Annotated in this window: 22 protein-coding genes and 4 pseudogenes; 8 read left to right on the top strand and 18 right to left on the bottom strand. The window is 68.2% G+C overall.

Annotated elements, in window-relative coordinates:
- Window positions 1-71: 71 nt before the first annotated feature.
- Window positions 72-773, top strand: a complete 702-nt coding sequence (locus OL239_RS01460) for an SDR family oxidoreductase (protein ID WP_268910427.1) — start codon at window positions 72-74, stop codon at window positions 771-773.
- Between the two features lie 27 nt (window positions 774-800).
- Here the strand turns inward: OL239_RS01460 and OL239_RS01455 are convergent, their stop codons facing one another.
- Window positions 801-1988, bottom strand: coding sequence for a glycosyltransferase family 9 protein (locus tag OL239_RS01455; RefSeq protein WP_268910426.1), 1188 nt, complete (start codon window positions 1986-1988; stop codon window positions 801-803).
- A gap of 246 nt (window positions 1989-2234) precedes the next feature.
- Here OL239_RS01455 and OL239_RS01450 point away from each other — a divergent pair, with 246 nt between their 5' ends.
- The 4 genes and pseudogenes from OL239_RS01450 to OL239_RS01435 all read left to right on the top strand — a co-directional run bounded on the left by OL239_RS01450 (window position 2235) and on the right by OL239_RS01435 (window position 6336).
- Entirely contained in the window at window positions 2235-3656 is a 1422-nt protein-coding gene (locus OL239_RS01450; RefSeq protein WP_268910425.1) for an aldehyde dehydrogenase family protein, read from the top strand.
- Window positions 3653-5247, top strand: a pseudogene (rfaE2, locus tag OL239_RS01445) (D-glycero-beta-D-manno-heptose 1-phosphate adenylyltransferase). The gene OL239_RS01450 and the pseudogene rfaE2 overlap by 4 nt, the downstream one beginning before the upstream one ends.
- Before the next feature lie 19 nt (window positions 5248-5266).
- Window positions 5267-6115 carry a glycosyltransferase family 2 protein gene (locus OL239_RS01440; RefSeq protein ID WP_268910424.1) on the top strand — a complete coding sequence of 283 codons (849 nt, stop codon included), beginning with the start codon at window positions 5267-5269 and terminating at the stop codon, window positions 6113-6115.
- A gap of 29 nt (window positions 6116-6144) precedes the next feature.
- The gene (locus OL239_RS01435; RefSeq protein ID WP_268910423.1) at window positions 6145-6336 is read left to right on the top strand and encodes a DUF2795 domain-containing protein; all 192 of its coding nucleotides are present in this window, start codon (window positions 6145-6147) and stop codon (window positions 6334-6336) included.
- 34 nt (window positions 6337-6370) lie between these two features.
- Here the strand turns inward: OL239_RS01435 and OL239_RS01430 are convergent, their stop codons facing one another.
- The 6 genes and pseudogenes from OL239_RS01430 to OL239_RS01405 form a co-directional block, all read right to left on the bottom strand.
- The gene (locus OL239_RS01430) at window positions 6371-6751 is read right to left on the bottom strand and encodes a hypothetical protein (RefSeq protein ID WP_268910422.1); all 381 of its coding nucleotides are present in this window, start codon (window positions 6749-6751) and stop codon (window positions 6371-6373) included.
- Between the two features lie 66 nt (window positions 6752-6817).
- Entirely contained in the window at window positions 6818-7012 is a 195-nt protein-coding gene (locus OL239_RS01425; protein ID WP_268910421.1) for a hypothetical protein, read from the bottom strand.
- Window positions 7013-7023: 11 nt separating this feature from the next.
- The gene (locus OL239_RS01420) at window positions 7024-7407 is read right to left on the bottom strand and encodes a hypothetical protein (RefSeq protein ID WP_268910420.1); all 384 of its coding nucleotides are present in this window, start codon (window positions 7405-7407) and stop codon (window positions 7024-7026) included.
- Window positions 7408-7462: 55 nt separating this feature from the next.
- On the bottom strand, window positions 7463-8824 hold the full coding sequence (locus tag OL239_RS01415) for an MATE family efflux transporter (RefSeq protein WP_268910419.1): 1362 nt from the start codon (window positions 8822-8824) through the stop codon (window positions 7463-7465).
- Between the two features lie 9 nt (window positions 8825-8833).
- On the bottom strand, window positions 8834-10090 hold the full coding sequence (locus tag OL239_RS01410; protein ID WP_268910418.1) for an MFS transporter: 1257 nt from the start codon (window positions 10088-10090) through the stop codon (window positions 8834-8836).
- Window positions 10087-11059: pseudogene (locus tag OL239_RS01405) on the bottom strand (DUF4031 domain-containing protein). Before OL239_RS01405 ends, OL239_RS01410 begins: the two are co-directional and overlap by 4 nt.
- 85 nt (window positions 11060-11144) lie before the next feature.
- Here OL239_RS01405 and OL239_RS01400 point away from each other — a divergent pair.
- Both OL239_RS01400 and OL239_RS01395 read left to right on the top strand, forming a co-directional pair.
- Entirely contained in the window at window positions 11145-12248 is a 1104-nt protein-coding gene (locus OL239_RS01400; RefSeq protein WP_268910417.1) for a WD40/YVTN/BNR-like repeat-containing protein, read from the top strand.
- Window positions 12248-12541, top strand: a complete 294-nt coding sequence (locus tag OL239_RS01395; RefSeq protein ID WP_268910416.1) for a MoaD/ThiS family protein — start codon at window positions 12248-12250, stop codon at window positions 12539-12541. Before OL239_RS01400 ends, OL239_RS01395 begins: the two co-directional genes overlap by 1 nt.
- A gap of 152 nt (window positions 12542-12693) precedes the next feature.
- On the opposite strand, the gene OL239_RS01390 is transcribed toward OL239_RS01395, so the two are convergent.
- Window positions 12694-13467, bottom strand: coding sequence for a transglycosylase family protein (locus OL239_RS01390; RefSeq protein ID WP_268910415.1), 774 nt, complete (start codon window positions 13465-13467; stop codon window positions 12694-12696).
- Window positions 13468-13875: 408 nt separating this feature from the next.
- On the opposite strand from OL239_RS01390, the pseudogene OL239_RS01385 reads away from it, so the two are divergent.
- A pseudogene (locus OL239_RS01385) lies at window positions 13876-15859 on the top strand (APC family permease).
- A gap of 54 nt (window positions 15860-15913) precedes the next feature.
- Here OL239_RS01385 and OL239_RS01380 read toward each other — a convergent pair.
- From OL239_RS01380 to OL239_RS01335, 10 genes and pseudogenes are all read right to left on the bottom strand, one after another.
- Complete coding sequence (locus OL239_RS01380) at window positions 15914-16540, bottom strand: hypothetical protein (RefSeq protein ID WP_268910414.1); 627 nt, start codon at window positions 16538-16540, stop codon at window positions 15914-15916.
- A 118-nt stretch (window positions 16541-16658) separates the two neighbouring features.
- Window positions 16659-18041, bottom strand: a complete 1383-nt coding sequence (gene dnaB, locus OL239_RS01375) for a replicative DNA helicase (protein WP_268910413.1) — start codon at window positions 18039-18041, stop codon at window positions 16659-16661.
- Between the two features lie 549 nt (window positions 18042-18590).
- Window positions 18591-19039: pseudogene (gene rplI, locus OL239_RS01370) on the bottom strand (50S ribosomal protein L9).
- Between the two features lie 18 nt (window positions 19040-19057).
- Window positions 19058-19297 (bottom strand): 30S ribosomal protein S18, encoded by a 240-nt coding sequence (gene rpsR, locus OL239_RS01365; protein ID WP_003800144.1) that lies wholly within the window; start codon window positions 19295-19297, stop codon window positions 19058-19060.
- 146 nt (window positions 19298-19443) lie between these two features.
- Complete coding sequence (locus tag OL239_RS01360; protein ID WP_268910412.1) at window positions 19444-20010, bottom strand: single-stranded DNA-binding protein; 567 nt, start codon at window positions 20008-20010, stop codon at window positions 19444-19446.
- 33 nt (window positions 20011-20043) lie between these two features.
- A complete protein-coding gene (rpsF, locus tag OL239_RS01355; protein ID WP_268910411.1) occupies window positions 20044-20397 on the bottom strand; it encodes a 30S ribosomal protein S6 in 354 nt (117 codons plus the stop codon).
- Between the two features lie 173 nt (window positions 20398-20570).
- A complete protein-coding gene (locus tag OL239_RS01350; RefSeq protein ID WP_268910410.1) occupies window positions 20571-21845 on the bottom strand; it encodes a M18 family aminopeptidase in 1275 nt (424 codons plus the stop codon).
- Window positions 21846-22022: 177 nt separating this feature from the next.
- On the bottom strand, window positions 22023-22907 hold the full coding sequence (locus OL239_RS01345) for an ABC transporter permease (protein WP_268910409.1): 885 nt from the start codon (window positions 22905-22907) through the stop codon (window positions 22023-22025).
- A 4-nt stretch (window positions 22908-22911) separates the two neighbouring features.
- Window positions 22912-23865, bottom strand: coding sequence for an ABC transporter ATP-binding protein (locus tag OL239_RS01340; RefSeq protein ID WP_268910408.1), 954 nt, complete (start codon window positions 23863-23865; stop codon window positions 22912-22914).
- Between the two features lie 168 nt (window positions 23866-24033).
- Complete coding sequence (locus OL239_RS01335; protein ID WP_442864191.1) at window positions 24034-24900, bottom strand: ATP-binding cassette domain-containing protein; 867 nt, start codon at window positions 24898-24900, stop codon at window positions 24034-24036.
- Window positions 24901-25027 lie beyond the last annotated feature (127 nt).

The following is a 25027-nucleotide window of genomic DNA, read 5'->3' as shown; positions in this document are numbered from 1 at the left end:
GCAGCGGCCGGCAACTCATCCGCTTCGGTCCCGGAACACCGCGGACCGGAACACCTAGGAAAGGACTATCCATGACTTTGCAGCTCTCCAATCCCGGCCGGGTCCTCGTGACCGGCGGCGGGTCCGGCCTGGGGGCCGCCGTCGTCCGGGCCGTGACCGGCGCCGGCGGAACCGCCGTCGTGCTGGACCGGAACATCAGCACGGTCAGCGCGGCGAAGGCCGTGGAAGTGGACGTCGCGGACCGGACTGCCGTTGAGGCGGCAGTGCGGGACGCCGCCGAATCGCTGGGCGGGCTGGACGCCGTGGTAACCGCAGCGGGGATTGACCGCTGCGGGCGCCTGGAGGACGTCGCGGCCGAAGAATGGGAAAAGGTGATCGGAGTGAACCTCCTCGGCACCGTATCCGTGGTGCGCGCCGCCCTCCCCTATCTGCTCGAGAGCCACGGCCGGGCCGTAACCATTGCCTCCAGCCTGGGCATCAAGGCTGTTTCCGACGCCACGGCGTACTGCGCCTCGAAGTTCGGCGTGGTGGGTTTCAGCCGTGCCCTCGCCGCCGAAACCCGCGGCCGCATGGGCGTGACCACCATGATCCCCTCCGGGATGAAGACCAACTTCTTCGAGGACCGCACCGAGCAGTACAAGCCGCAGGACGACTCCCGGCTCAACGACCCGGTGCGGGTGGCCGAGGCGATCCTCTTTGCGCTGCACCAGCCCCGAGGCTGCGAAATCCGGGAGATGGTCATCTGCCATGAGGAGGAGGATTCCTGGCCCTGACCGTCCGCCGCTGCGGGGGCGCGGCGGTCAAGCCGGCGGCGCGGACCGCAGATCGGCGACGTCGGCGTACACAGCCGCCGGGTCCACCGAAGCCACGAAGGAATCATCATGGGGGCAGCGTTCAGCCGTCCAGCCGACCTGGGTGACATCGGCGCCGCAGACCGGACAGGCGGACACCCAGGACATGTGCACCCGATGCCGGGTCCGTCCCATGGCGCCGGCGTTGATCACGTTTCCGAACCAGTACACGCCCACCGTGGGCGTTCCCACCGCCTGGGCCAGATGCCGGGGGCCGCTGTCGTTTCCGACCATCACGGCGCTGGCCCTGAGCAGTGCCGCAAGGGTGCCGATCTCCAGCTTGCCGGCCACGGAATCGATGTCCGCTCTGGGCCCGGCCGCCGCGAGGCCCAGAGCCGTGACCTGCTCGGCGAGGTCCCGGTCGCCGTCGTCACCGACGACCAGGACCCGGCAGCCGTCGGCGGCGGCCTGCGCGGCCACGGCGGCAAAGGCCGACGCCGGCCAGCGGCGCCGCGGATCCGTGGCCCCGGGATGCAGGGTCACCAGGTCCCGGCCCGGGACCAGATACGCGGCCGCTTCCTCCTCCTCCGCCGGGAGGACCTCCAGCTGCGGCTCCAGGGAGAGCGGAGCGGCACCGGCCAGGCCCGCCACTTCCAGGGCCCGCAGCACCTCATGCTGGTAGTAAACGTAGGGAATGGTGCGTTCCAGGAGGGCCGCGTCGGGAGTCCGGGTGCCAACCGTATGCCGTGCCTCCAGCCGCAGGAGGAAAGGATTGGAATTACGCCCGCCGCCGTGCACCTGCACCGCCACATCGAAGCGCCGGGCGCGCATGGACGCCAGGAAACCGGCCAGGGCGGGCGGGTTCTCCCGGCCGGGACGGATGCCCGGAGCCGGCGGCAGCACCTCCACCCGGTGCACCGGTCCGGGCCGGCCTGCCAGCAGGGCCGCATGCAGCGGGGTGCCCAGCAGCGTGATCTCCGCGTCCGGATAGGCCGCCGCGAGGGCGTCCAGGGCAGGCATGGCAAACATCAGGTCACCCAGGCCGCCGCCGCGCAGGACGGCGATCCGGCCCACCTCCGGAAACGGCGCCAGGACCGGACCGACCCCGCGGCGCACCCCCGGCCGCGCGGCAGTCTGCTCTCCCCCGTGCTGCGCCCCCGCCTGCCCGGCTTCATCAGCTGCCCCTTTTTCCGCCATGCGCCGTCCCCTTCCCGGTTCCCGTCCCCGTTACACGTGCCGCTGCGGTGCCGTCCGCCCGTCACCGGACCGGCTCTCCGGCTGGCAGCCTGGCTGTTGCCTGGCCCCACCCTAGGTCCTCGCACTGTCGATCCCAACCGCAGGAGGGAGAAAAAATCTTCCGCCGGAAATCCGTGTAAAGCGCGGCCAAACGGGTAGGAACCCTACACACGAAGTTGCCCTGCACCGTCGATCCGGAGGAGTTCCATGTCCGCCAGCGCCGCTTCCACCCAGGCCTCCCCCGGCAAGGATTTACCGGCCGGACGCCTGGCAGTGCATAATCCGGCCGACGGCACCCTTGTGGGCGAACTGGACGCCGCCGGCCGGGACCAGGTCGAAACGGCTGTCCGGGCCGCACGGGCTGCCCGTCTTGGCTGGGCGGCCACGGATCCCAGTGCGCGGGGCAGGGCGGTCCGCGCGGCGGCAGCGGCGGTGGCTGAACATGCGCGGGAGCTGGCGGACCTGAACACCCGGGAAACCGGAAAGCCCCTGAACGAGGCACTGGAAGGCGTGGCCGCCGGGGTCGCCGCGCTGGAGCAATACGCCGAACTGGGACCGGTGCACCGCGGACGAAGCCTGCGCGGACCGGTGCTGGCGGCGGACTACACCGTCACCGAACCGCGCGGCGTCGCCGTGCTGCTCACACCGTGGAATGATCCGGTGGCGGTGGCGTCCGGCCTGATCGGTGCGGCGCTGGTGGCCGGCAACGCCGTCATCCACAAACCCAGTGAACGGTCCCCGCACACCGGGGCGCTGCTCGGGGAACTGCTCGCACCCTTCTTCCCGGACGGGATCTTCACCACCCTGCCCGGGGGCGCCGAAACCGGGGCGCTGCTAAGCCTGGAGGGCGGGGTCGACCTGCTGGCCCACGTGGGCTCCAGTGTCACCGGGGCACGGATCGCCCGGGCCGGCGCCCTGACCGGTGCCCACGTCATCCGGGAGAATGGCGGCAATGATCCGCTGCTCATTGACGCCGGAGTGGACCCGGACTGGGCAGCGGAGCAGGCAGCCCTCGGAGCCTTCAGCAACAACGGACAGATGTGCACCGCCGCCGAACGCATCTATGTCCACCGCGCCGTTGCCGGGCCGTTCTGCGAGGCCTTGATCCGGGAAGCCCGGCGCCGCAACCGGAACGCGGTGCGGGCCCCGCTGGTGGATGAACGGCTGCGGGCCGAAGTACATGCCCAGGTCACCGGGGCCGTGCGCGGCGGCGCGGAGCTGGCCGAAGGAGGCACGGTCCCGCCCGGGCCGGGCGCCTTCTATCCGGCCACCGTGCTGTTGAACTGCTCGCACCCAATGGCGGTGTTCACGGAGGAAACCTTCGGCCCGGTTGCTCCCGTGCAGGTGGTGGACAGCTTCGAGGAGGGGCTCGCCCTGGCGGCCGCGGACCGGTTCGGCCTGGCCGCCACCGTGCTCACGCCCCGCATCGACTCCGCGCACCGCGCCGTGGCCGCCCTGCCCGTGGGAACCGTGAAAATCAACGCGGTCTTCGGCGGTGCTCCCGGCGGTTCGGCCCAGCCCCGCGGAGACAGCGGCAGTGGTTTCGGCTACGGGCCCGAACTGTTGGACGAGTTCAGCCTGGTCAAAGTCGTCCATGTGGGCCTGCCGCAGGCGGGAAGGCTGGAGTGAGCGGGCCGCAGGACCTGGCCGGGCTGCGCAGCCTGGCTCCGTGGCTGCCCGCCCGCCTGGCCGGGCTGGCACCCCGCATTGCCGTCATTGGCGATGTCATGCTGGACGGCTGGTTCTCCGGCACCACGGACCGGTTCTGCCGGGAAGCTCCAGCCCCCGTGGTGGACATTGGGCGGCGGGACTACTCGCCGGGCGGCGCCGCCAACACCGCCATGAATCTTCAGTCCCTCGGCGCCCGGGTACAACTGGCGGGGCTGGTGGGCGAGGACGGGCCAGGCCGCCGTCTGCGCGGCCTTTGGCGGCCGCGGGCATCGACCTGCGGCAGATGCACTCCCATCCGGCCGCCCGGACGGCAACCAAGTACCGGGTGCAGGCCGGGGATCAGGTGCTGCTGCGAATGGACGACGGCGGGAGCCCGGTGCCGGCCGATGCGGAGGAACGCATTGCTGCGGCGCTGGAGGCCTGGCTGCAGGGCACGGACGCGGTGGTGGTCTGCGATTACGGGAGCGGGCTGCTGCACGGACTGCTGCGGGAGGCGCTGGCCGCCGCCCGCGGCAGCAGGTTTACCGTGGTCGACGCCCATGATCCGGCGCTCTGGGCCGGGCTGGAGCCCGACGTCGTCACGCCCAACGCGCAGGAAACCGCCCGTCTGCTGGGTGAGGTCCTGGAACCGCAGACCGACCGCGCCGGTCACATTATCAGCCGCGGCCGGGACCTGCTCCGCGCCGCGGGCGCCGCATCCGCCGTCGTCACCCTGGACCGGGAGGGCACCGTCCTGGTCGCCGGAGACGGTGGGGTGCACCGGACCTGGGCCCGCCCCGCCGCGGAGAAGCACGCCTCCGGGGCCGGTGACACGTTTGTGGCGTGCCTGACCCTGGCCCGCGTTGCCGGCCTTCCGCTGAGTACCGCGGCGGATTTGGCCCAGAACGCCGCCGATATCGTGGTGCAGCGCGCCGGAACTTCCGTCTGCACGTCGGCGGACCTGGCACTGCATCTGACGGCGCTGGCCGACACGGCGCTGCCCCATGGGGAGCTGCGCGCCCGCGTGGCCGCGGACCGGGCGGCGGGCAAGCGGATAGTGCTCACCAACGGCTGCTTTGATGTACTGCACCGCGGCCATACCCGCTATCTGCAGCAGGCGAAGGCCCTGGGCGACATCCTCGTGGTGGCGCTGAACAGCGACGGCTCGGTGGCACGCCTGAAGGGACCAGGCCGCCCGATCAACCCGGTCCACGACCGTGCGGCAGTGATCGCCGCGCTGAGCTGCGTGGACTACGTCACCGTCTTTGACACCGATACGCCGATTCCGCTGATTGAAGCGCTGCGCCCGGACGTTTATGCCAAGGGCGGGGATTACTCCCCCGAAATGCTGCAGGAAACGCCGGTGGTGCTGGCCGCCGGCGGCCAGGTGCGGATCCTGGACTATGTGGCGGACCATTCCACCAGTGCCGTAGTGGAGCGGATCCAGGCATCGGCGGTGCGCCGGCGTCCCGCAGCCGGCCGGCCGGTGGAGGAGCAGGCGCGGCCGGCAGCGGACCCGGTGGAGGCCGGCGGGGATGGAAGCCGGGAGGAAGCAGGGGCCGGGCCATGAACCGGAGATGGTCCGGCGAATGGGGGCTGGAGGGCGCCGGCGCCGCGGGCAACGGCCGGCCGGTTTCCTGCAGGTCCTGATTCCCACCCGGAACCGCGCGGCCGAATTCGGTGTGACCCTGGCCGGGCTGGCCGCGCAGGACGGCCCGGACTTTGGCGTGGTGGTCAGCGACCAAAGTTCCGCGGAGCCGTCGTGGAACCATCCGGCGGCGGCCGCCATGGTCCGGGTGCTCCGCGCCCAGGGCCGGCCGGTACGGCTGGAGCGGAACCTGCCGGTGCGCGGCCTCGCCCAGCAGCGCCAGCACCTGCTGGATTTGGCCGACGCCCCGCTGGTGCTCTATCTGGACAACGATGTTTGGCTGGAGCCGGACATGCTCCGGCGGATGGCCGGTGCGCTGGCGGAGGCCGGCTGCGGATTTGTCGGTGCTGCGGTGCAGGGTCTGTCCTACCTGCAGGACCGGCGGCCCGGTGAGCAGGAGTCCTTCGAACCGTGGTCCGGACCCGTGCGTCCGGAACGGATCCGCCGGGGCGGGCCGGGCTTCGGCCGCTGGCCGCTGCACAACGCCGCGAACCTCACCCACCTTGCCGCGGGCCTGGGCCTTCCCGCCGGGGCCTGGCAGCTGTACAAAGTGGCCTGGGTGGGGGCGTGCGTGCTCTTTGACCGCGCCAAACTCGTGGACTGCGGCGGATTTGGTTTCTGGCAGGACCTGCCGCCGGGTCACGCCGGCGAGGATGTTGCGGCACAGTGGCGGGTTATGGAGAAGTACGGCGGAGCAGGCCTGCTCCCGTCCGGTGCCGTGCATTTGGAATCACCCACAACGGTCCCGGACCGTTCCACAGACGCTGCCGAGCAGGTGTTCGGACAGTGAGCACAGCTACCACCAATCGAAGGAGCACCATGGCGGACAAACCGAGCCCCATCGACATTCAGAAGGCGCTGGGCGGGTTGGACTATCCCGCGTCCAGGGACGACATCGTGAAAAAAGCCCAGGGAGCCAAGGCGGATTCGTCGGTACTGGACGCGCTGCAGAACCTGCCCGAACGCCGGTATGACGCCCCGACCGACATCAGCAAGGAGATCTTCGACTGAGGCCGCGGCAGCTGCTGCCCCGCGGACCGCGGACTTAAGCCGTGGGGTCGGCGGGGCGGGAGCCGCCGTCGGCTGCGTTGGGCGCGGTGCCCGGCTGAACCGGGGCCCCGGGGCCGCCCACGCTGCCGGCGCCGCCGGGGATCTTGGCCGAGCTGCGGTGCACGCCGGAGCCCTCGCTCAGGTGGTCCGGGTTCGGCTTTTCCGTCATCAGCAGCAGCGAGCAAATCAGCAGCGAAACAATAAACGCAATGCCGGCAGCGGTAACGGCCAGGTCCAGGCGCAGTTCCTTGTCCGCACCGCCCGTGGCGAAGATCATGGTGGCGATGCCCGCGACCAGGGCCAGCACGGCCGAGAAAATGAGCGGGGCCTTCACGGAGTTCCGCTTCTGCGGTCCACCGGATGAGCTGTTCGCCACTGTTTTTCCTCCTGCTGCGTTGATGTCCGTGGGTTCTACAGTGCGTAGAACCCAGAGTTGTTCAGTTTACGGCTTTTCCCGGGCGGCTGCAGCCGGCTTCGGTGCCGACGGGGTCCGGGCGTCCCAGCGGGCCCCCAGTCCCGAGGTGGCCAGGACCACCGCGATGATGATGGCGGAGCCGCCGGTGACCCCCAGCATCGCGTGGGCGCCCAGTCCCATGATTTGAACGGCGACAAGGATGGCGGCCGTCCCCAGGCTCACCACTCCCGTGATCAGCCAGTCCCGGGCCGGAAGGAACGTGCCGCGGGCCTTGGCCCAAGGTAGAGTTCCACCGCACCTCCAACCAGCAGTGCGGCGCCCGCTGCCGCGCAGAAAGCCTCGGCGGAACGGAACGCGGCGACGGCGAGGCCGGCCACCGCGTACACGCCGGCTTCCAGGAGCTGCAGGCTGCGGATCCGGGTTTCGGCACGGGCACCTGCCAGCGCTGCCATCCGCCAGACGGCGCCCGCGGTGAACAGCAGGTACAGTCCGCCGGCGACCGACAGGACGCCCACGCCGGGTGACTGCCAGAAGATGGTCAGGATGCCAAAGGCTGCCGCTGCGGCCGCGCGCAGCAGGATCGGCGCCCACGGGGTGCCGTGGTTCGAATCTGCCACTGCTGAGCCTCCACTTTCAAATAACGAGCGCATGGCCGGTTGGCCACCCACAAGCTTAGTCGCTTGCCGCGCCCGGCGCCGCCCCGGTGACCATCCACGCATCCTGCCGGATCCGCCAGGTCAGGGTCACCGCCCGCGCGCTCATGTAACCAAGGGCGAAGGCAGCCCACAGCCAGGCGATGCCGCCGGGCCCGGCCAGGCCGGCGGCCTGCACCCACCACAGCAGCGGCAGGTAGGCCAGCAGGTTCAGCACTCCGGTCAGCGCCAGGTAGCGGGCGTCGCCGGCGCCGATGAGCACGCCGTCCAGCACAAACACCAGCCCGCATATCGGCTGGGATGCTGCGAGCACCCACAGTCCGGCGGTCAGCGCGGACTGGACACCGGCGTCGGGCGTGAAGATCCAGCCGGCAAAGGGCGCCGCCGCCGCCAGCAGCGCGCCGGTTCCCACCCCGAATCCGACACCCCAGCGGATCATTCTCCGGGTCAGCTCCCGCGCCAGGGCCCGGTTGCCGGCGCCCAGTTCCTTGCCGATGAGTGCCTGCGCAGCGATGGCCAGGGCATCCAGGGCGAAGGCCAGGAAGGTGAAGACGGTCATCACCAGCTGATGGGCCGCCAGGGACTGCGGGCCCTGGGCCGTGGCCACGAATACTGCGGCGAGCACGGCCAGCCGCAGGCTCAGCGTCCGCAGCATCAGCCAGGACCCCACGTGGGCGGTGGCCCGGATGCCCGCGGCCGTGGGGCGCAGTGGAACTCCTGCCCGCCGTGCCATCCGGCCCACCAGCACCAGATACACCCCGGCCATTCCCCACTGCGTGATGCTTGTCCCCAGCGCGGAACCGGCCACTGACAGGTTAAAGCCGTACACCAGCAGATAGTTCAGCCCAATGTTCACACCGAAGCCGACGCCGGCCACCGCCAGCGGGGTGCGGGTGTCCTGCAGTCCGCGCAGCACGCCGGTGGCGGCCAGCACCACCAGCATGGCGGTCAGCCCCGGCATGGAATACTGCAGGTAGTCCACCGCGTACCGGTGGACCTCTCCGGTGGCTCCCAGTGCGGAGGCCAGCCACGGTGCGGCCAGGATGCCGGCGGCGGAGAGCAGCACGCCCAGGATCAGCGCCAGGCCGATGCCGTCGCGGCCCGCCGCCACGGCCTCGCGGTGCCGGTCGCCGCCCAGGTAGCGCGCCACGGTTCCGGTGGTCGAGTACGCCAGGAACACCATGAGGCCGACGGCGGTTTGCAGCACAGTGGACGCCAGCCCCACTCCGGCGAGCTGGTTGACGCCCAGGTGCCCCACGATGGCGGAATCGGCGATCAGGAACAGTGGTTCGGCGATGAGGGCACCCAGCGCCGGAACGGCCAGTGCGAGGATGCGCCGGCTCAGGGCCGGGCTGGAAGTCTGCGACGAAGTGTTGCCCACGAAACCAGCCTACGGTTTTTCGGAGGCGGGCCGCGCCGGTGCTGCCCCCGCTTCCGGGGCGAGCACGACGGCGGCTGCCGCGGCGGCCGCTGCCAGCAGCACTCCCACAAAGGCGCTCAGCCCGCCCCAGCCCCAGGCCTGGAAGAAAAAGCCTCCGGTCCAGCCGAGCACGCTGGAGCCGGCGTAGTAGCACAGGTTATACAGGGAGGAGGCCTGCGCCCGGCCCTCTGTGGCCAGGAACGGCGCCCAGCCGGAGGCGATGGAGTGCGCGGCGAAGAAACCGGCGGTGAAGGCCACCAGCCCCGCGACCATGGCCGGAAGCCACTCGGCCAGCGTCAGGGCCAGCCCGCCGGCCATCACTGCTATGGCACCCAGCAGGACCGTCCGGCGGCCGCCGTGTGCTGACAGCCGGCCGGCCAGGCTTCCGGCGGCGCGGGAGGACCAGGTTCCGGCCAGGTAGGCCAGGAACAGGAGACTGATGACGCTCTGCGGCAGCGAAAACGGTGCCCCGCCCAGCCGGAAGCCCAAATAGTTGTACACGGCGACGAATCCGCCCATCAGCAGGAATGCCTGCAGGTACAGGCTGACCTGCCGCGGATCGCGCAGTTGGGCCAGCAGCCGTCCGCCCAGGCCCGGACCGGGGTCCGACCGCCGCAGCGGCGAAAACCCCTGCTGCTTGGGCGCCGTCAGCAGAAAGACCACGGCGGCCGCCGCGGCCAGGAGGCTCACGGTGCCGACGCCGACCCGCCAGGAGGCGGCCTCGCTGAGCGGTGCGGCCACGATGCGGCCGGCCAGCCCGCCGATGGTGGTGCCCGAAACGTAGCTGCCCGCCGCGACGGCGGCATGCACCCGGGATACTTCCTCGCTGAGGTAGGCCAGCGCGACGGCGGGGATTCCGCCCATGGCCGCGCCCTCGACGAAGCGCAGCACCAGCAGGACGGGCAGGTTGGGGCTCAGGGGAACCGCCAGGCCCAGCACGACGGCCGCAAGGATGGCCAGCCGCATCACCGGCAGCCGGCCGAAGCGGTCAGCGGCCGCAGACCAGGGAATGACGGCCGCGGCCAGCCCCAGCGTGGCGGCGGAAACCGTCAGCGCCGCCGAAGCGGCCGAAATGTCCAGATCAGCAGCCAGTCCCGGCAGCACCCCCTGCAGTGAATACAGCTGGGCGAAGGTGGCCATGCCGGCTGCGGCCAGGCCGATGAGGACGCCGCGGTATCCCCGGCTGCCCTTCACGTGTCCGGCCCAGGGCTGCCCGCCGCTGCTCATGCCGGCGGCCCCTGATGCGCAGTGGAGCTCCCGGGGCCGGCCCCGGGTTCGGGCCGGCCGCTGGTTCCGCCGGCCGGGAGGAGTTCGGCGGCCAGGTTCCGCCGGGCCGGTTCCTCCCACAGCTCCCGGGCCGCCGCCGTGGAAAAAGGGGCTGCAGGGCGAGCAGCCCGCGGACCACCCGGGTCCGTCCGGCGGCAAACGCCGCATCGTCCAGGTTCCGGTACTCATGCCGCACGTCCGACAGGTAGCGGGCATAGGCCGCCGGTTCCCGGCCCAGCACGGACAGGTCCGCATCGCACAGCACCTGGCCGGCCTCGTCACCGGCCGCAGGAGCGTGCCCCGCCGTCAGCAGGACGAGCCGCTGCACCTCACTGATTTCCTGTCCCGGAATGTCCGCCTCGGCCAGCAGGGCTCCGGCCAGCAGCGCCGACTGTTCCTCGTCGTCGGCGCGCCCGCGGTACACGGCATCGTGGAACCATCCGGCCAGGAGGACCGGACGCGGCGGCGGGCCGCTCCAGAGCAGCTCCGCCGCTTCCAGGACCGCGAGCAGATGCCGCCGGTCGTGGTACCGGCGGTGCGGCTCGCCCCACCGGTTCAGCAGTTCCGCGCCCAGCTCCCGGCTTCCGGCAGCAGCGCCTCCCACCGCGCGAGCAGCGGATGCACCAGGGAGGCGCTGCGCTCCCGCGCCTTGATCCGCAGTCCGCTGCGGATCAGCAGGCGCACCAGGGTTCCGCCGTCGACCTCCACCGCTCCGCGGGCCACCAGATCCCGGTAGCGGCTGGCCGGAACATCGTAGTGGTCCAGGTCGAAGGCGCGGAAGGCAATACCGGCGTCCGCGGCGAAGGCATGCAGTTCCGCCACTGAGGCATCGGACACCAGATGGGAGAACACGGTATTGTGTGCCGGCCACAGCGGCGGGTCAATGTAGATCACCGGGCACCGCCCGGGTACAGGAAAGACATCCCTCATACCTACCGGAGAGAAGGAAGTATTTCCATGCGGGCTTCCGCAGCTGGGCCTTGTCCGGAGGTGCGGTGCGTGGTCGAATATTCGCATGAGCAACGGGGACAGCGCGGTCCTGGCCATCGGCACCAAGAAGGGCCTGTGGCTGGCGGACAGCCCGGACCGGCGGACCTGGAATGTGACCGGTCCGCATTTCCTGATGGATGAAGTGGCCTCCGTTGCGATTGATACGCGCGGCGGCAGGCCACGAATTCTCGCGGGCATCATGAACTGGCACTGGGGTCCCTGCGTTGTGCACTCGGACGACCTCGGTGCCACCTGGAGCGAACCTGCAGACGGCGCCGTCCGGTTTCCGGAAGACACCGGCGAGGCGCTGGCCCGGGTCTGGCAGCTGCAGCCGGACAGCGAAGCACGGCCGGGGGTGGTGTGGGCCGGGGCCGAACCCATCTCGGTGTGGAGGTCCACCGACGGCGGCGGGCACTTTGAACTGAACCGCCCCTTCTGGGACCACCCGCACCGCAGTGAGTGGGGTGCCGGTTTCGGCGGTGCGGCAGCGCACACGGTCCTGCCCAGCCCGGCGGACGACAGCATGCTCGTGGCGATCAGCGCGGCGGGGGTGTACAGGACCGACGACGGCGGCGGCTCCTGGACCCCGCGCAACCACGGCATCAGCGCTTATTTCCTGCCCGACCCGAACCCGGAGTTCGGCCAATGCGTGCACAAGGCTGCCCGCGACGCCGGCGACCCCCGCCGGTTGTACGCGCAAAACCACCACGGCGTGTACCGGACGGACGACGGCGGTGACTCCTGGATCTCGATCGCTGACGGGCTGCCCGCGGATTTCGGTTTTGTCATGCTGGCCCATCCCACCCGGCCCGGGACCATCTGGACCATTCCCCTGAAGGCGGACGGCGAGCGGATTCCGCCGGACGGCCATCCGGCCGTGTACCGCAGCACCGATGCCGGCGGCAGCTGGACCCGGCTGGACCGTGGCCTGCCCGAAACGGACTATAACGCCGTACTCCGCGATGCGGCCGCCGTGGATACTGCCGAACCGGCGGGGGTGTACTTCGGCACCCGCGGCGGCCAGGTCTTCGCGAGCGCCGACGAGGGGGACACCTTCTCGCTGGTGGCCGGAAACCTGCCCGACGTGCTCTGTGTCCGCGCCGGGATGGTTTCGGCGGAACCGGGCTGATGACTGCGGAACCGGTGCGCCTGCTCCTTCCGGCGGCCCTGTCCGCCGCCGCCGGCGGGCGGCGTGAGCTGGAATGCGCAGCCGGGGCGGGACTTACGGCAGCCCGGCTGCTCGACGGGCTGGCCGTGGACTATCCCCGGTTGGAGCGCCGGATCCGGGATGAGGCCGGCAGGCTCCGCCGCTACGTCAACGTCTACATTGACGGTGAGGAGCTGCGGGCCCTCGACGGTCTGGCCAGCCCGGTGCCGCCGGGAGCCGAGGTCCTGATCCTGCAGTCCGTTGCCGGCGGGTAACGCCGGGTTCCGGCTGCCCGGAGAACTGCCGGGGAGTATTAACAGGGCAGGCACCCCGCCTGTTGGCGGGGCGCCTGCTGGTTGGAAGAGCCGCGGTTCGCGGCTCTTCCTAATTGTCCCGTTCCCGGGTTGTTCCGTTTCCGGGGCCGGTGTTAGGCCGGCAGCTGCAGCACCTGGCCGGTGAAGATCAGGTCCGGGTGGATGATCGTGCCGGTGTTGGCGTTGTACAGCGCCTCCCAGCCACCCTCGATCCCCAGCCGCTCGGCGATGCTGGACAGCGTGTCACCGGACTGGATGGTGTAGGTTTCACCGCTCAGGGCCGGAGCCGGGGTCTGAACCGGGGCGGCCGCAGGGGCCTGGGCCTCGGGCAGGACCTGCACCGGGGTCTGCGGCACTACGGCCTCCGGTGCCACCGGAGTTTCAGGTGCGGTGTAAGTCTCGGCGGGAACAGTTTCCTGGACCGGTGCTTCGGCAACATACTGCTGCGGAGTTTCCGGTGCCACATATTCCTGCGTGGTCTGCGGGACGGCGGACTCCTGCGGGGCCACGGTCTGGCTCTGGGTGCTTACCGAACCGGTGGCACCGCCGGACAGGCCCAGCTTGGCGGAGCAGGCGGGCCAGGCACCCCAGCCCTGCCCGGCAAGAACGCGTTCGGCCACGGCAATCTGCTCTTCCCGGCTAGCGGAGGACGGATCGCCGGTGCCGCCGTAAGCGGCCCAGGTGCTCGGGAGGAACTGCAGTCCGCCGGAGAACCCGTTGCCGGTGTTGATGCTCCAGTTACCGCCGCTTTCGCACTGCGCCAGTGCATCCCACGTACTCGTGTCGGCAGCCTGGGAAGGTACCGCGGTCAGGGCGAGGCCTGCACCTGAGATGGCTGCAACAGCGAGTCCCCGGCGCACGTTTCGGCTGATCTTAGACTTGGTCATTAGTGTTGGCTGCTCCAAGGGCCCACCGGCGTTCCACCCTTCCCAGGGCTTCCCTACGCTGCCGCCAACCCATGACGAATAGAGGGCATGGTTACGGTGCCTGACGAAGTGGCGGCATCTGGTGGCTCGCGGCACCGAGCGTGCGGCTGCACCCTAGTGGTGCCAGCCTGGTCGCCGGACATCTACTGGCCCGGCTCGGGGTCCGGGCTTTCCCGAACCATTAACCACGTTAAAACAACCCATGGCCGAGTCCAAATTGGTATCGGTCACACTCAATCGTTATCCTTCCGAGATCCGCTTGAATACGCTGATCTGCTATAAGCCGGCGGACAGGCTGTGCGAAAGCTCATATTCCGAGCACCGGCGTCTTGTGGACAGCCGCGGGTGCCGGGTCTAGGGTTTGTCCACGTGCTCACATTCTTCAATGCGTTAAAGCGCATTCTTGTCGGGCGTCCGTACGGCAACGAGCGGCTCTCACGGACTCTTTTGCCCAAGCGCATCGCCCTCCCCGTATATGCGTCCGACGCCCTGTCGTCAGCGGCGTACGCGCCCGATGAAATCCTGCTGACCCTCGCACTGGCCGGCGTGACCGCCGTGACACTTTCACCCTGGGTTGGGCTGGCAGTCGTGGTGGTCCTGCTGACGGTGGTGGCCTCCTACCGGCAGAATGTGTATGCGTATCCTTCCGGCGGCGGAGACTATGAAATCGCCAGCGCCAATCTGGGGAAGCCGGCGGGGCTGACAGTGGCATCCGCCCTGCTGGTGGACTATGTCCTCACGGTTGCGGTGTCCATGTCCTCGGCCTCCCACTACCTGGTCACGGCGGTGCCGGGGCTTAACGGCCTGCAGGCACCCATCGCTGCCGCCGGGGTGGCAGTGCTGGTCCTGGTGAATCTGCGGGGCATCCGCGAGGCAGGCGCGCTTTTGCCGTCCCCACCTATTTGTTCATGGCATCGGTGCTCGGCATGTGCGCTTTCGGTGCCTTCCAGGCGGCCACGGGAACCCTGGACGCTTCGCCGTCCGCCGCGTTTGACCTTGTTCCGGAGTCCGGGCTGGACAGCGGACTGGTGGGGCTGGCCGGAGCGTTCCTGCTGCTGCGCGCCTTCTCCTCGGGCGCCGCAGCCCTGACCGGCGTGGAGGCCATCAGCAACGGCGTGCCCACGTTCCGCAAACCGAAGAGCACCAACGCGGCCACTACGCTGCTGCTGCTGGGTGTGGTGTCAGCTTCCATGCTCGCTGGAATCCTGGCCCTGGCCAGCGCCACCGACGTCCGGGTGGTCCAGGACCCGGAAACCCAGCTGACGCTGAACGGCAGCCCGGTGGGGCCCGAATACGTGCAGCACCCGGTTATCAGCCAACTCGCGGAAACCGTCTTCGGCGACGGCAGCATTCCCTTCTTTATTGTGGTGGCCGCCACCGGGCTGATCCTGGTGTTCGCATCCAACACCGCGTTCAACGGGTTCCCGGTGCTGGCCTCCATCCTGGCAAAGGACGGTTTCCTGCCCCGGCAAATGCGGACCCGCGGAGACCGCCTGGCGTTCAGCAACGGCATCATTGCCCTGGGGCTGGGAGCCCTGGCCTTGATTATCGTCTTCGACGCCGACGTGACCCGCCTGATCCAGCTCTACATCGTCGGGGTCTTCGTGTCATTCACGGCCAGCCAGCTGGGCATGATCCGGCACTGGACCGCAAAGCTGCGGACCGAACGCAGCCGCGAGGCCAGACACCGGATGAAGCGTTCCCGGGCCATCAACGCCGTCGGATTCGGTATGACCGCGCTGGTGCTTCTGATCGTCCTCGTCACCAAGTTCACGCACGGAGCATGGATAGCCCTGCTGGCAATGGGCGGGCTGTACCTGCTGATGTTCAGTATTCGGGCGCATTACGACGCCGTGGCCGGGAACTCTCCGTCGAGGACAGCCCAGGGGGGCTGGCCCTCCCGTCGCGGGTAAACGCCGTGATCCTGGTGTCGAAGGTCCACAAACCAGCCCTCCGCGCGCTGGCCTATGCCCGGGCTTCCCGGCCGTCCAGCCTGAACGCCATCATTGTGGACATTGATCCCGAGGACACCGAGCGCGTCCTCGGGGAGTGGGAGCGGATGCGGATCCCGGTGCCGCTGACCGTCCTGTCCTCGCCCTACCGGGAAACCATTTCCCCGGTCCTGGACTATCTGCGCGAGGCGCGGCGGGCCGCCCCGCGCGAACTCTTCGTGGTCTACATTCCCGAGTACGTCGTCGGACGCTGGTGGGAACAGCTGGTGCACAACCAAACCGCGCTGCGCATTAAGGCCCGGCTGCACTTCGAACCCGGCATCATGGTGGCCAGTGTGCCGTGGCAGCTCGCTTCCAGCCGCGGCCGCGGCGCCGCCCCGACACCGGGCTCCGGCCTCTGATCCCGCCGGTCCGGGTCCGTGGTCCGGGTCCGGGGGCCCGGTCCGGGGCCCGGACTATTCCGGAGCCGGCAAGCCGCGCCCGGCAAGGACGGAGCGGTAGGCGTACTCGGTGAGGCGGCCTTCGCTGCGGGCCTGCCCGACAGCGTCAAAGGAGCGCGGTCCGGGCCCGGTGCTGTAGGGGAAGTGGATCAGCTCGGCCACCAGTTCCCATTCCTCGGCAATGGTGTCTATGAGCTCACCGGGGGTTTCGTCCCGGCCCGGACCTCCGCCCAGCACGGTCCAGGAGCCGCTGGGAACACGGTAGGCCTCGAGCCGGCCAAGGTCGGCTTCCAGCTCTTCGAGGGAGGCGTACTCGGTCTGCGCCTCGGGCGGAACCGACCCGTCCGGCGTCGCAAGCTGGCTGACGAATCCGGTCTCCAGGGGGAAGACGGAGGTGGGCACCGGCTCGCCCTCCTCCAGGTAGGCGGGCAGCTGCGAAGGCATCCAGTACCAGGCGTCGCCCTGGTCGGCGCCGCCGGGCTGGCTTCGTTCGCTGATCCAGCCGCGGGCCGTGAGCAGTGCTTCGCCTTCGTCGCTGACGAAGGCCGGTGTGTTTCCAAAGAGCAGGTTCGTCTCGTGCTCCGTGCGGCGGGCCAGCTTCTTCTTGGCGGCGGCCTTCTTGCGGGGTTTGGACTTGGGCACGGAAATCTCCTTGAAGCGGTTGGGGCAGGAAACAGCCGGACGGGGAAAGTCGGGCAGGGAACAGCCGCCGGCCGGCAGTAACGATTCTAGTCCGCGGGACCCCGCGGCCCCTGTTGGGCTAGAAGCCCGAGCCGCCTTCGACTGCCATGTTGGAGAACCGGGAGTAGTGGCCCTGGAAGCCCACGGTGATGGTCTTGGTGGGGCCGTTACGGTGCTTGGCGACGATCACGTCGGCTTCGCCGGCACGCGGGGACTCCTTGTCGTAGATGTCCTCGCGGTGGAGCAGGATGACCATGTCGGCGTCCTGCTCGATGGACCCCGATTCACGAAGGTCCGAAATCATCGGTTTCTTGTCGGTGCGCTGTTCGGAACCGCGGTTCAGCTGGGACAGGGCGATGACGGGGACTTCAAGTTCCTTGGCCAGCAGCTTCAGGGCACGGGAGAACTCGGACACTTCCTGCTGGCGTGATTCCACTTTCTTGCCGGAGGACATCAGCTGAAGGTAGTCAAGGACCACGAGCTTCAGGTCATGCCGCTGCTTCAGCCGCCGGCACTTGGCGCGGATTTCCATCAGCGACATGTTGGGGCTGTCGTCGATGAACAGCGGCGCCTCGTTCATCCGTCCCATGGTGGTGGCGATCTTGCCCCACTGCTCATCCTTGATGGTTCCCTTGCGCAGGTCCTGGAGGGCAATCGTGGCCTCGGCCGAGAGCAGGCGCATCGCGATCTCGTTGCGGCCCATTTCCAGCGAGAAAAACACCGTGGTCATGTTGCTCTTGATCGCGGCGGAGCGGGCAAAGTCGAGGGCAAAGGTGGACTTACCCACGGCCGGCCGGGCGGCAATCACGATCATCTGCCCCGGATGGAGTCCCTGGGTCAGCTCATCGAGCTCGTAGAAGCCGGTGGGCACACCGGTCATTCCCTCGCCCTTATGCTGGGCGGCTTCGATTTCATCGACGGTGCCTTCGATGATGTCCTTCAGGGGAACGTAGTCCTCGGCGGTGCGCCGCTCCGCGACAGCGAACACCTCGGCCTGGGCGGCGTTGACGATGTCGTCGACCTCCATGCCGTCGCCGGAGTACCCGAGCTGGACAATCTTTGTTCCCGCGTCCACCAGGCGGCGCAGCACGGCCCGCTCACGCACGATCTCCGCGTAGAAGCCGGCGTTGGCTGCCGTGGGGACCGACTGGATCAGGGTATGGAGGTAGGCGGGCCCGCCGATGCGGCCAATCTCGCCGCGCTTCGTGAGTTCGTCCGAGATGGTGACGGCGTCGGCCGGCTCCCCCCGGCCGTACAGGTCGATGATTGCTTCGAAAATCGATTCATGCGCGGGGCGGTAAAAGTCCACGCCGCGGAGAACCTCGACCACGTCTGCGATCGCGTCCTTGGAGAGCATCATGCCGCCCAGGACTGACTGTTCGGCAACCAGATCCTGCGGCGGTGTGCGGGCGAAGTCGGAGCCGGAGCTCGATGCCGGTGCGTCAGCATGCGTGAGCGACACTGTGTAACCCTTTCCCAAGGTACTGCTGTGGTGCGATCCCTGCCCGGTGGCAGCTGATTCAGGTCTATCCCGCCCCGGTGACACTTTCGGGTGCGGCGGCCGCCGTGGACGTCCGGTGCCGGCCCGGTGACGGGCAGAGAGTTGATTAGATGGGATTCACCCGCAACCGTAGCCGTCAAATCCCCCGCCCCCAAACGAGTTATCCACAGACCTTGTGGACAAGATGTTCATAACTGGGCGTGTCTTGTGCACAGGTTGGGCATAAGGGTGTGGATAAACTATTAATTTCCGGCCGAACATAGCTCTGACTAGGGCAAACGTTGATACACACCTGTGTATAGCGACTATTTTTTCTCAACGTTCACCCCCTACCTGCAGGTTGACAGATGGTGGAATCCCACCTATGGGGCTCGGTTATCCCCGATTTCCACAGCCGATATCCACAGCAGGTGCACGGCGGCTGTGGATAGTGCCGCAGGCACGCAAAAGCGCCCCCGCCAACAGGCGGAGGGCGCTTCGTGCACGCCCGGAGGCGCACAAATGACCGTGCTAGCTGGCTACGACGTTGAGGTCGATGACAGCAGCTACGTCGTCGTGCAGACGAACGTTGGCCTGGAAGGAACCAACCGACTTGATGTGCGTCGGCAATTCGACCTTGCGCTTGTCGATGGCGCCGAGACCGGCAGCTTCGACAGCAGCGGCAACGTCGGCGGGCTTGACGGTACCGAAGAGGCGTCCGGACTCGCCTGCCTTGACGGTCAGCGTGACCGGCTTGGCGGAGAGCGCAGCAGCCTGCTTCTGAGCATCTTCGAGGAAGCGTGCTCGCGGGCGGCGCGGGCAGTCTTGATGGACTCAACCTGCTTCTCGCCACCCTTGGTCCAGGTCAGAGCGAAGCCGCGGGGCAGCAGGAAGTTACGTGCGTAACCGTCCTTTACCTCGATGACGTCGCCGGCAGCGCCGAGACCGGTTACTTCGTGGGTCAGAATGAGCTTTGCCATGAGTTAGGGTTCCTTTCCTTAGCCGCGGCCAGCGCCGGAGTACGGCAGGAGAGCAACTTCACGGGCATTCTTGATCGCCTGTGCAATTTTGCGCTGTTCCTGCACGGTTACGCCAGTTACGCGACGGGCGCGGATCTTTCCGCGGTCGGAAATGAACTTGCGCAGCAATGCTACGTCCTTGTAGTCGATGACAGTGATGTCAGCGGCCTTCAAGGGATTGGACTTTGGTTTGGGCTTGCGAAGTTCAGCCTTAGCCATCGTGGAGCTCCTTATGTCTAGTGGAGCCCGTGGATCATTCCACGGGATGGGCTCGACGGCGAATGCCGTCTCGAGGTTGCGCCCGGAGGCGCAGGGGTGAAGAGAAGGACGTTCCCCCGGGGGAGGTGCCGCTCTCCGGTCGAGATTTAGAAGGGCGGATCGTTGGAATCCGGTCCGTTGCCCCAGCCGCCGGCGTTGCCGCCGCCTGCCGGTGCACCCCAGGGATCGGCCGGCGCAGCCTGCGGCTGCTGCTGGCCTCCGCCCCATGCGGGGTTGGAATTGCCGCCGAAGCCGCTGTTTCCGGAGTTTCCGCTGTTGCCGCCAAAGCCGCCGCCACCGCCGCCGGAGCGCTGGGTGCGGGTGACCTTCGCGGAAGCGTACCGAAGCGAGGGGCCGATCTCATCGACCTCAAGCTCCATAACAGTGCGCTTTTCGCCCTCTTTGGTTTCGTACGAACGCGACTTCAGGCGGCCCTGGCAAACAACACGCGTCCCCTTGGTCAGGGATTCGGCCACGTTCTCAGCAGCTTCGCGCCAGACAGAGGCCCGGAGGAACAGCGTTTCGCCGTCCTTCCAGTCATTTGACTGCCGGTCGAAGGTCCGCGGAGTCGAGGCAATGGTGAAGTTCGCCACTGCCGAACCTGACGGGGTGAACCGGAGTTCCGGATCATTCGTTAGGTTGCCGACGACGGTAATAGTTGTCTCGCCTGCCATGTTGCCTCCTGATTTCGGTTTGGTTTGCAGAAATTACTCTGCGGAAACCTTTGCAGCGTCAGCCTTTGCAGCCTTCTTGGCATCCTTCTTCGAGATCTTCTGCTCTTCCGGGCGGATGATCTTGGTGCGCATGATGGTTTCGTTCAGGCTCAGCTGGCGGTCAAGCTCAGCGGCAGCTGCAGGCGTCGCGGTGAAGTTAACCACTGCGTAGATGCCTTCAGCCTTCTTCTGGATTTCGTAGGCGAGGCGGCGGCGGCCCCAGATGTCGACCTTATCGACGGTTCCGCCGTCGTTACGGACAACATTGAGGAACTTGTCGAGCGAAGGCTCGACTGTACGCTCTTCTACCTCGGGGTCGATGATAACCATCAGTTCATAAGCACGCATTTGTGAACCCACCTCCTTTGGGCTATACGGTCACGGCATTTCCGTAACAGGAGGTTCTTTTGCGTTGTCGTCCCGCCGGACCTGGGTGACCAGGGAGCGGGAAAGCCGTCAGCATTGCCGACGGCACAGACTTAGCTAGTCTACCGGACGGACGAAGGTGCTTCGGACCGGGGCTACCCGGCAAAAAACACTTCGCTCACCCTGGCCAGATGGTACGGATCCTGCACACCGGCCATTTCGCGGGCCGAATGCATCGACAGCAGGGGGATCCCGACGTCGACGGTGCGGATGCCCAGCCTGGTGGCCGTCAGCGGCCCGATCGTTGAGCCGCACGGCACGGAATTGTGCGAGACGAACTCCTGGTACGGGATCCCGGCCCGGCGGCACAGCCCGGCCCAGCGCGCCGCACCGGGGGCGTCGGTGGTGTACCGCTGGTTGGCGTTGATCTTCAGCAGGGGTCCGCCGTTGAGCACCGGATGATTGGCCGGGTCGTGGCGTTCGGCGTAGTTCGGATGCACGGCGTGGCCGGCATCAGCCGAAATGCAGAACGACCGCGCAAACGCGCGCTGGCGGTCCGCCTCGGAGCCGCCCAGCCCGCCGGTGATCCGGTGCAGCACGTCTTCCAGAAAGGGTCCGGCGGCTCCGGAGCGGCTGGCGCTGCCAACTTCCTCGTGGTCGAAGGCGGCCAGCACGGCGATGGAGCCGTCCGTCTTGGTTTCCGCCGCCGCGGTCAGGGCAGCGAGTCCGGCGTGGACCGAGGACAGGTTGTCCAGCCGTCCGGAGGCGAAGAACTCGTTGTCGGCACCGAACGTGCGCGGCTCCTGGGTGTCGGCGGCCACGATGTCGTACCCGCCGATTTCCTTCGCCGACAATCCGGCGCGTGCGGCCAGCAGCTCCAGCAGATCAGCGGCGGAGGGATCTCCGAGCCCCCATACCGGGTTCATGTGCTGCTGCTTGTCCAGTTTCAGCCCCTCGTTCACGGCCCGGTCCAGGTGGATGGCAAGCTGCGGGAAGCGCAGCAGCGGGCCGGTTTCCACCAGGTGTTCGGTACCGTCGAGCGTGACGAGGCGCCCTGCCAGCTGCAGCTCGCGGTCCAGCCAGGAGTTCAGCAGGGGCCCGCCGTAGACTTCGACGCCGGCCTGCAGCCAGCCCAGCCGGCCGGTGGTGGGCCGCGGCTTGAGCTTGAAGGACGGCGAATCGGTGTGCGTGCCAAGAATTGAGAAACCGGTTCCGGGTGCCGCGCCCGGCGGAACGATCCACGCGATGAGGGCTCCGTCCCGCACCACGTGGTACTTGCCGGGCGCTGCCGGCCAGTCCCGGCGTTCGTCGAGCTCGGTGAATCCCGCGGCGGTGAGGCGGCGCGCACCCTCGCGGGCCGCGTGAAAACTGGAGGGCGAGGCGCTGACGAAAGCCCCGAGGTCGTGAATGTGATCCGTTGCATCAGACATACTCCGATTCAACCAGAGCCTGCTCCGGGCGCGTAATAGCGGACCGGCACCCGGGACAACGGCGGCTATAAACGCGGAAACTCCCCGCTGTGGAGGAGTTTCCGGCCCGTAACGGGTGTCCGGCAAAGGAGGCTGCGGCCGTTCTTCCGCCGCCTCCTTCACCGAAGAATGGGGTCCCTAGACGTCGCGCCGCTTGGTGACGATCAGGGAGATGAGGAGCAGCACCGCAGCCCAGGCCGCCAGGACGAGACCGCCCTGAAGCTGGGTCAGGTCCCCCTCGGCAGTGGCGCCGGCCATGACCAGCTGGGTTCCGGCGTTGCTTGGCAGGAACCGGGCAGCGTCGGGAATCCAGTCGGCGATTCCCTCGACCAGGCCCACGACCATGGGCAGGACAAAGATGATGCCAATAGCGGTCACCACGCCGCCGGCGGTGTTGCGCAGCAGTGTTCCAATGGCCATGGAGAACACGGCAATCAGGGCCAGGCAGGTGCCGGTGTTAAGAATGCTGGCGAGGACGCCGTCGTCGTTCACGGACAGGGACAAATCGCCTCCGGACAGGATCGGCTGGGCGGCCAGCAGACTGATGAAAGCGGCCGCCGCTCCGACCAGAAAGGCAATCAGGGCCATAATGAGGTTCTTGGCCAGCAGTGCCGGTATGCGCTTGGGGACGGCACTGAAGGTGGAGCGGATCATTCCGGTCCCCCACTCCGAGGCAATAAGCACCACGGCGAGGGATGCGATCAGCAGCTGTCCGAAGAAAATTCCGCTGGACGGGATTTCAGGGACGATGTCGCGGTACATCTGCGGGTCGCCGAAGATCACGGCCTCTTCGGCATTGGTGGCGGAAGCGATTTGGTCCAGGACGACGACGATCTGCCAGGCGCCCAGGGCAGCCAGACCGACCATGACCGCCACGGTGATGGCCAGCAGGATCACCGTGGAGGGCACGGTGGTGACCTTGATCCACTCGGACCTCAGGACGCGCAGGAAGTTCACCCCGGATTTGGCGGGGGCGCCCGGCCCGGATGCGGCGGAATGCTTGGATGTTGTAGCAGTGCTCACGGTTCTATTTCCCCTCTCCGGAGGCGGATCCGGCAGCAACCGGTTCCTGCGGCAGGTCCTGGGACCGGTATTCGACGTCGTCCCGGGTCAGCTCCATGTACGCGTCCTCGAGGGACACCTGCTGCGGCGTCAGCTCGTACACCAGGATCCGGCGCTCCAGCGCCGCTTCGGCAATTACGCGCGGTTCGGCTCCGGTGATTTCCAGCAGCCCGGCTTCCTTTTCAATGCCGCTGACCTGCGGTCCCGCCAGGGCCTGCAGCAGTTCGCGCGGGCTGTCGGTCCGCACGAGCGTACGGACCTTGTCCTGGCCGGCTATGACCTCGGTGATCGGAGCATCGGCGATGATCCGGCCGCGTCCAATGACGATCAGGTGGTCGGCGGTCTGGGCCATTTCGCTCATCAGGTGGGAGGAAAGGAAGACCGTGCGCCCCTCGGAAGCCAGCCCCCGGGCCAGGTGGCGGACCCAGAGGACACCCTCGGGGTCAAGACCGTTGACCGGTTCGTCCAGGATGACGGTGTGCGGGTCGCCCAGCAGTGCCACGGCAATGCCGAGGCGCTGTCCCATGCCCAGGGAGAAGCCGCCCACCCGCTTCTTCGCCACCGGAGCCAGGCCGGTCAGCTCTATGACGTCGTTGACCCGCTTCGTGGGAATCCCGTGAGTGGCCGCCATTGCCCGCAAATGGTTGTAGGCGCTGCGCTTGGTATGCACGGCCTTGGCGTCCAGCAGTGCCCCCACCTCGCGCAGCGGAGCCCTGTGCTGCGCGTACGGCCTGCCGTTGACCAGGACACGGCCCGACGTCGGGTTGTCCAGACCCACGATCATGCGCATGGTGGTGGATTTACCGGCGCCGTTCGGGCCAAGGAAGCCCGTGACCTTGCCCGGATGGACGGTAAAGGAAACGTCGCTAACGGCGGTCTTGGGGCCGTAGCGTTTCGAGAGGCCGGATGCCTCGATCATGGTGATCCTCACGTTGGACGGGTGCTGGTGCGGGGGGGCTCCCTCAACCGTAGGCGACAGCGGGGAGGAAACGAACCGTTCCGAGGGATGATTCGGCGGGAACCCGGGGTCCCCCTTAGGGATGACTCAGGGTTTCCCCTGGTTTGTCCCGGGCACCGGGATGTCGGGTCACACGGCCGGGACCCCGCTTGCGCCGGGACCGGCAGCCGGCGGCTGTCCGATGTCCCGCGACTGATACTCGGCCTCACCGCGGGTCAGCTCCATGTAGGCATCCTCCAGGGACGTTTGCTGCGGGATCAGTTCGGTGACCAGGATGCGTGCGGCCAGTGCGGCTTCGGCAATGCGGCGGGCGGGAACGTCGAGCACTTCGAGCTGGTCCGGAGCTGTGCGGCGGACCTCGGCGCCGGTGAGGGTGGAGGCCAGGGCCCCGGCGTCGTCGGTGCGCACGAACGTGCGCTGCCGGCTGCTGCCGGCAAGCACCTCGTCCATGGGCGCATCCGCGAGGATCCTGCCCCGGCCGATCACGATCAGGTGGTCGGCGGTCACGGCCATCTCGCTCATCAGGTGCGAGGATATGAACACGGTGCGGCCCTCCGCCGCGAGCCCCCTGGCCAGGTGGCGGACCCACTGCACACCCTCGGGGTCCAGGCCGTTGACCGGTTCGTCGAAGATCAGGGTTTGCGGGTCTCCCAGCAGGGCCGCGGCGATGCCAAGCCGCTGTCCCATGCCCAGGGAAAAGCCGCCCACGCGCCGGCGGGCCACGGGGCCGAGGCCGGTGAGTTCAATGACGTCGTTGATCCGGGCGGAGGAAATCCCGTGGGTGGCGGCCAGGGCCCTCAGATGGTTGTACGCGGTGCGTTTGGGGTGCACCGCCTTGGCCTCGAGCAGGGCGCCGACCTCGTGCAGTGGTGCCTTGTGGCTTGCATAGGGGCGGCCGTTGACCTTGACGTTTCCGCCGGTGGGACTGTCCAGGGCGAGGATCATGCGCATCGTCGTGGACTTGCCCGCGCCGTTGGGGCCGAGGAAGCCAGTCACCTTTCCGGGCCGGACCGTAAACGTGATGCCGTCGACGGCGGTTTGTTCCCGAAACGCTTGGCCAGCTGATGTGCCTCGATCATGGTGGGTCCTTCCGTGGAACGGGCGGTTTGCGGAATTTGCGGGC

This window comes from Arthrobacter sp. ATA002 (genome assembly GCF_026898095.1).
GTDB lineage: Bacteria > Actinomycetota > Actinomycetes > Actinomycetales > Micrococcaceae > Arthrobacter_B.
This window is presented reverse-complemented; position numbering and strand designations above follow the sequence as displayed.

Bases quoted from the DNA above. Each gene is read 5' to 3' on its own strand.
- OL239_RS01460 (WP_268910427.1), top strand. From the start codon at position 72: ATGACTTTGCAGCTCTCCAATCCCGGCCGGGTCCTCGTGACCGGCGGC.
- OL239_RS01455 (WP_268910426.1), bottom strand. From the start codon at position 1,988: ATGGCGGAAAAAGGGGCAGCTGATGAAGCCGGGCAGGCGGGGGCGCAG.
- OL239_RS01450 (WP_268910425.1), top strand. From the start codon at position 2,235: ATGTCCGCCAGCGCCGCTTCCACCCAGGCCTCCCCCGGCAAGGATTTA.
- OL239_RS01440 (WP_268910424.1), top strand. From the start codon at position 5,267: ATGGGGGCTGGAGGGCGCCGGCGCCGCGGGCAACGGCCGGCCGGTTTC.
- OL239_RS01435 (WP_268910423.1), top strand. From the start codon at position 6,145: ATGGCGGACAAACCGAGCCCCATCGACATTCAGAAGGCGCTGGGCGGG.
- OL239_RS01410 (WP_268910418.1), bottom strand. From the start codon at position 10,090: ATGAGCAGCGGCGGGCAGCCCTGGGCCGGACACGTGAAGGGCAGCCGG.
- OL239_RS01400 (WP_268910417.1), top strand. From the start codon at position 11,145: ATGAGCAACGGGGACAGCGCGGTCCTGGCCATCGGCACCAAGAAGGGC.
- OL239_RS01395 (WP_268910416.1), top strand. From the start codon at position 12,248: ATGACTGCGGAACCGGTGCGCCTGCTCCTTCCGGCGGCCCTGTCCGCC.
- OL239_RS01390 (WP_268910415.1), bottom strand. From the start codon at position 13,467: ATGACCAAGTCTAAGATCAGCCGAAACGTGCGCCGGGGACTCGCTGTT.
- rpsR (WP_003800144.1), bottom strand. From the start codon at position 19,297: ATGGCTAAGGCTGAACTTCGCAAGCCCAAACCAAAGTCCAATCCCTTG.
- OL239_RS01360 (WP_268910412.1), bottom strand. From the start codon at position 20,010: ATGGCAGGCGAGACAACTATTACCGTCGTCGGCAACCTAACGAATGAT.
- rpsF (WP_268910411.1), bottom strand. From the start codon at position 20,397: ATGCGTGCTTATGAACTGATGGTTATCATCGACCCCGAGGTAGAAGAG.
- OL239_RS01350 (WP_268910410.1), bottom strand. From the start codon at position 21,845: ATGTCTGATGCAACGGATCACATTCACGACCTCGGGGCTTTCGTCAGC.
- OL239_RS01340 (WP_268910408.1), bottom strand. From the start codon at position 23,865: ATGATCGAGGCATCCGGCCTCTCGAAACGCTACGGCCCCAAGACCGCC.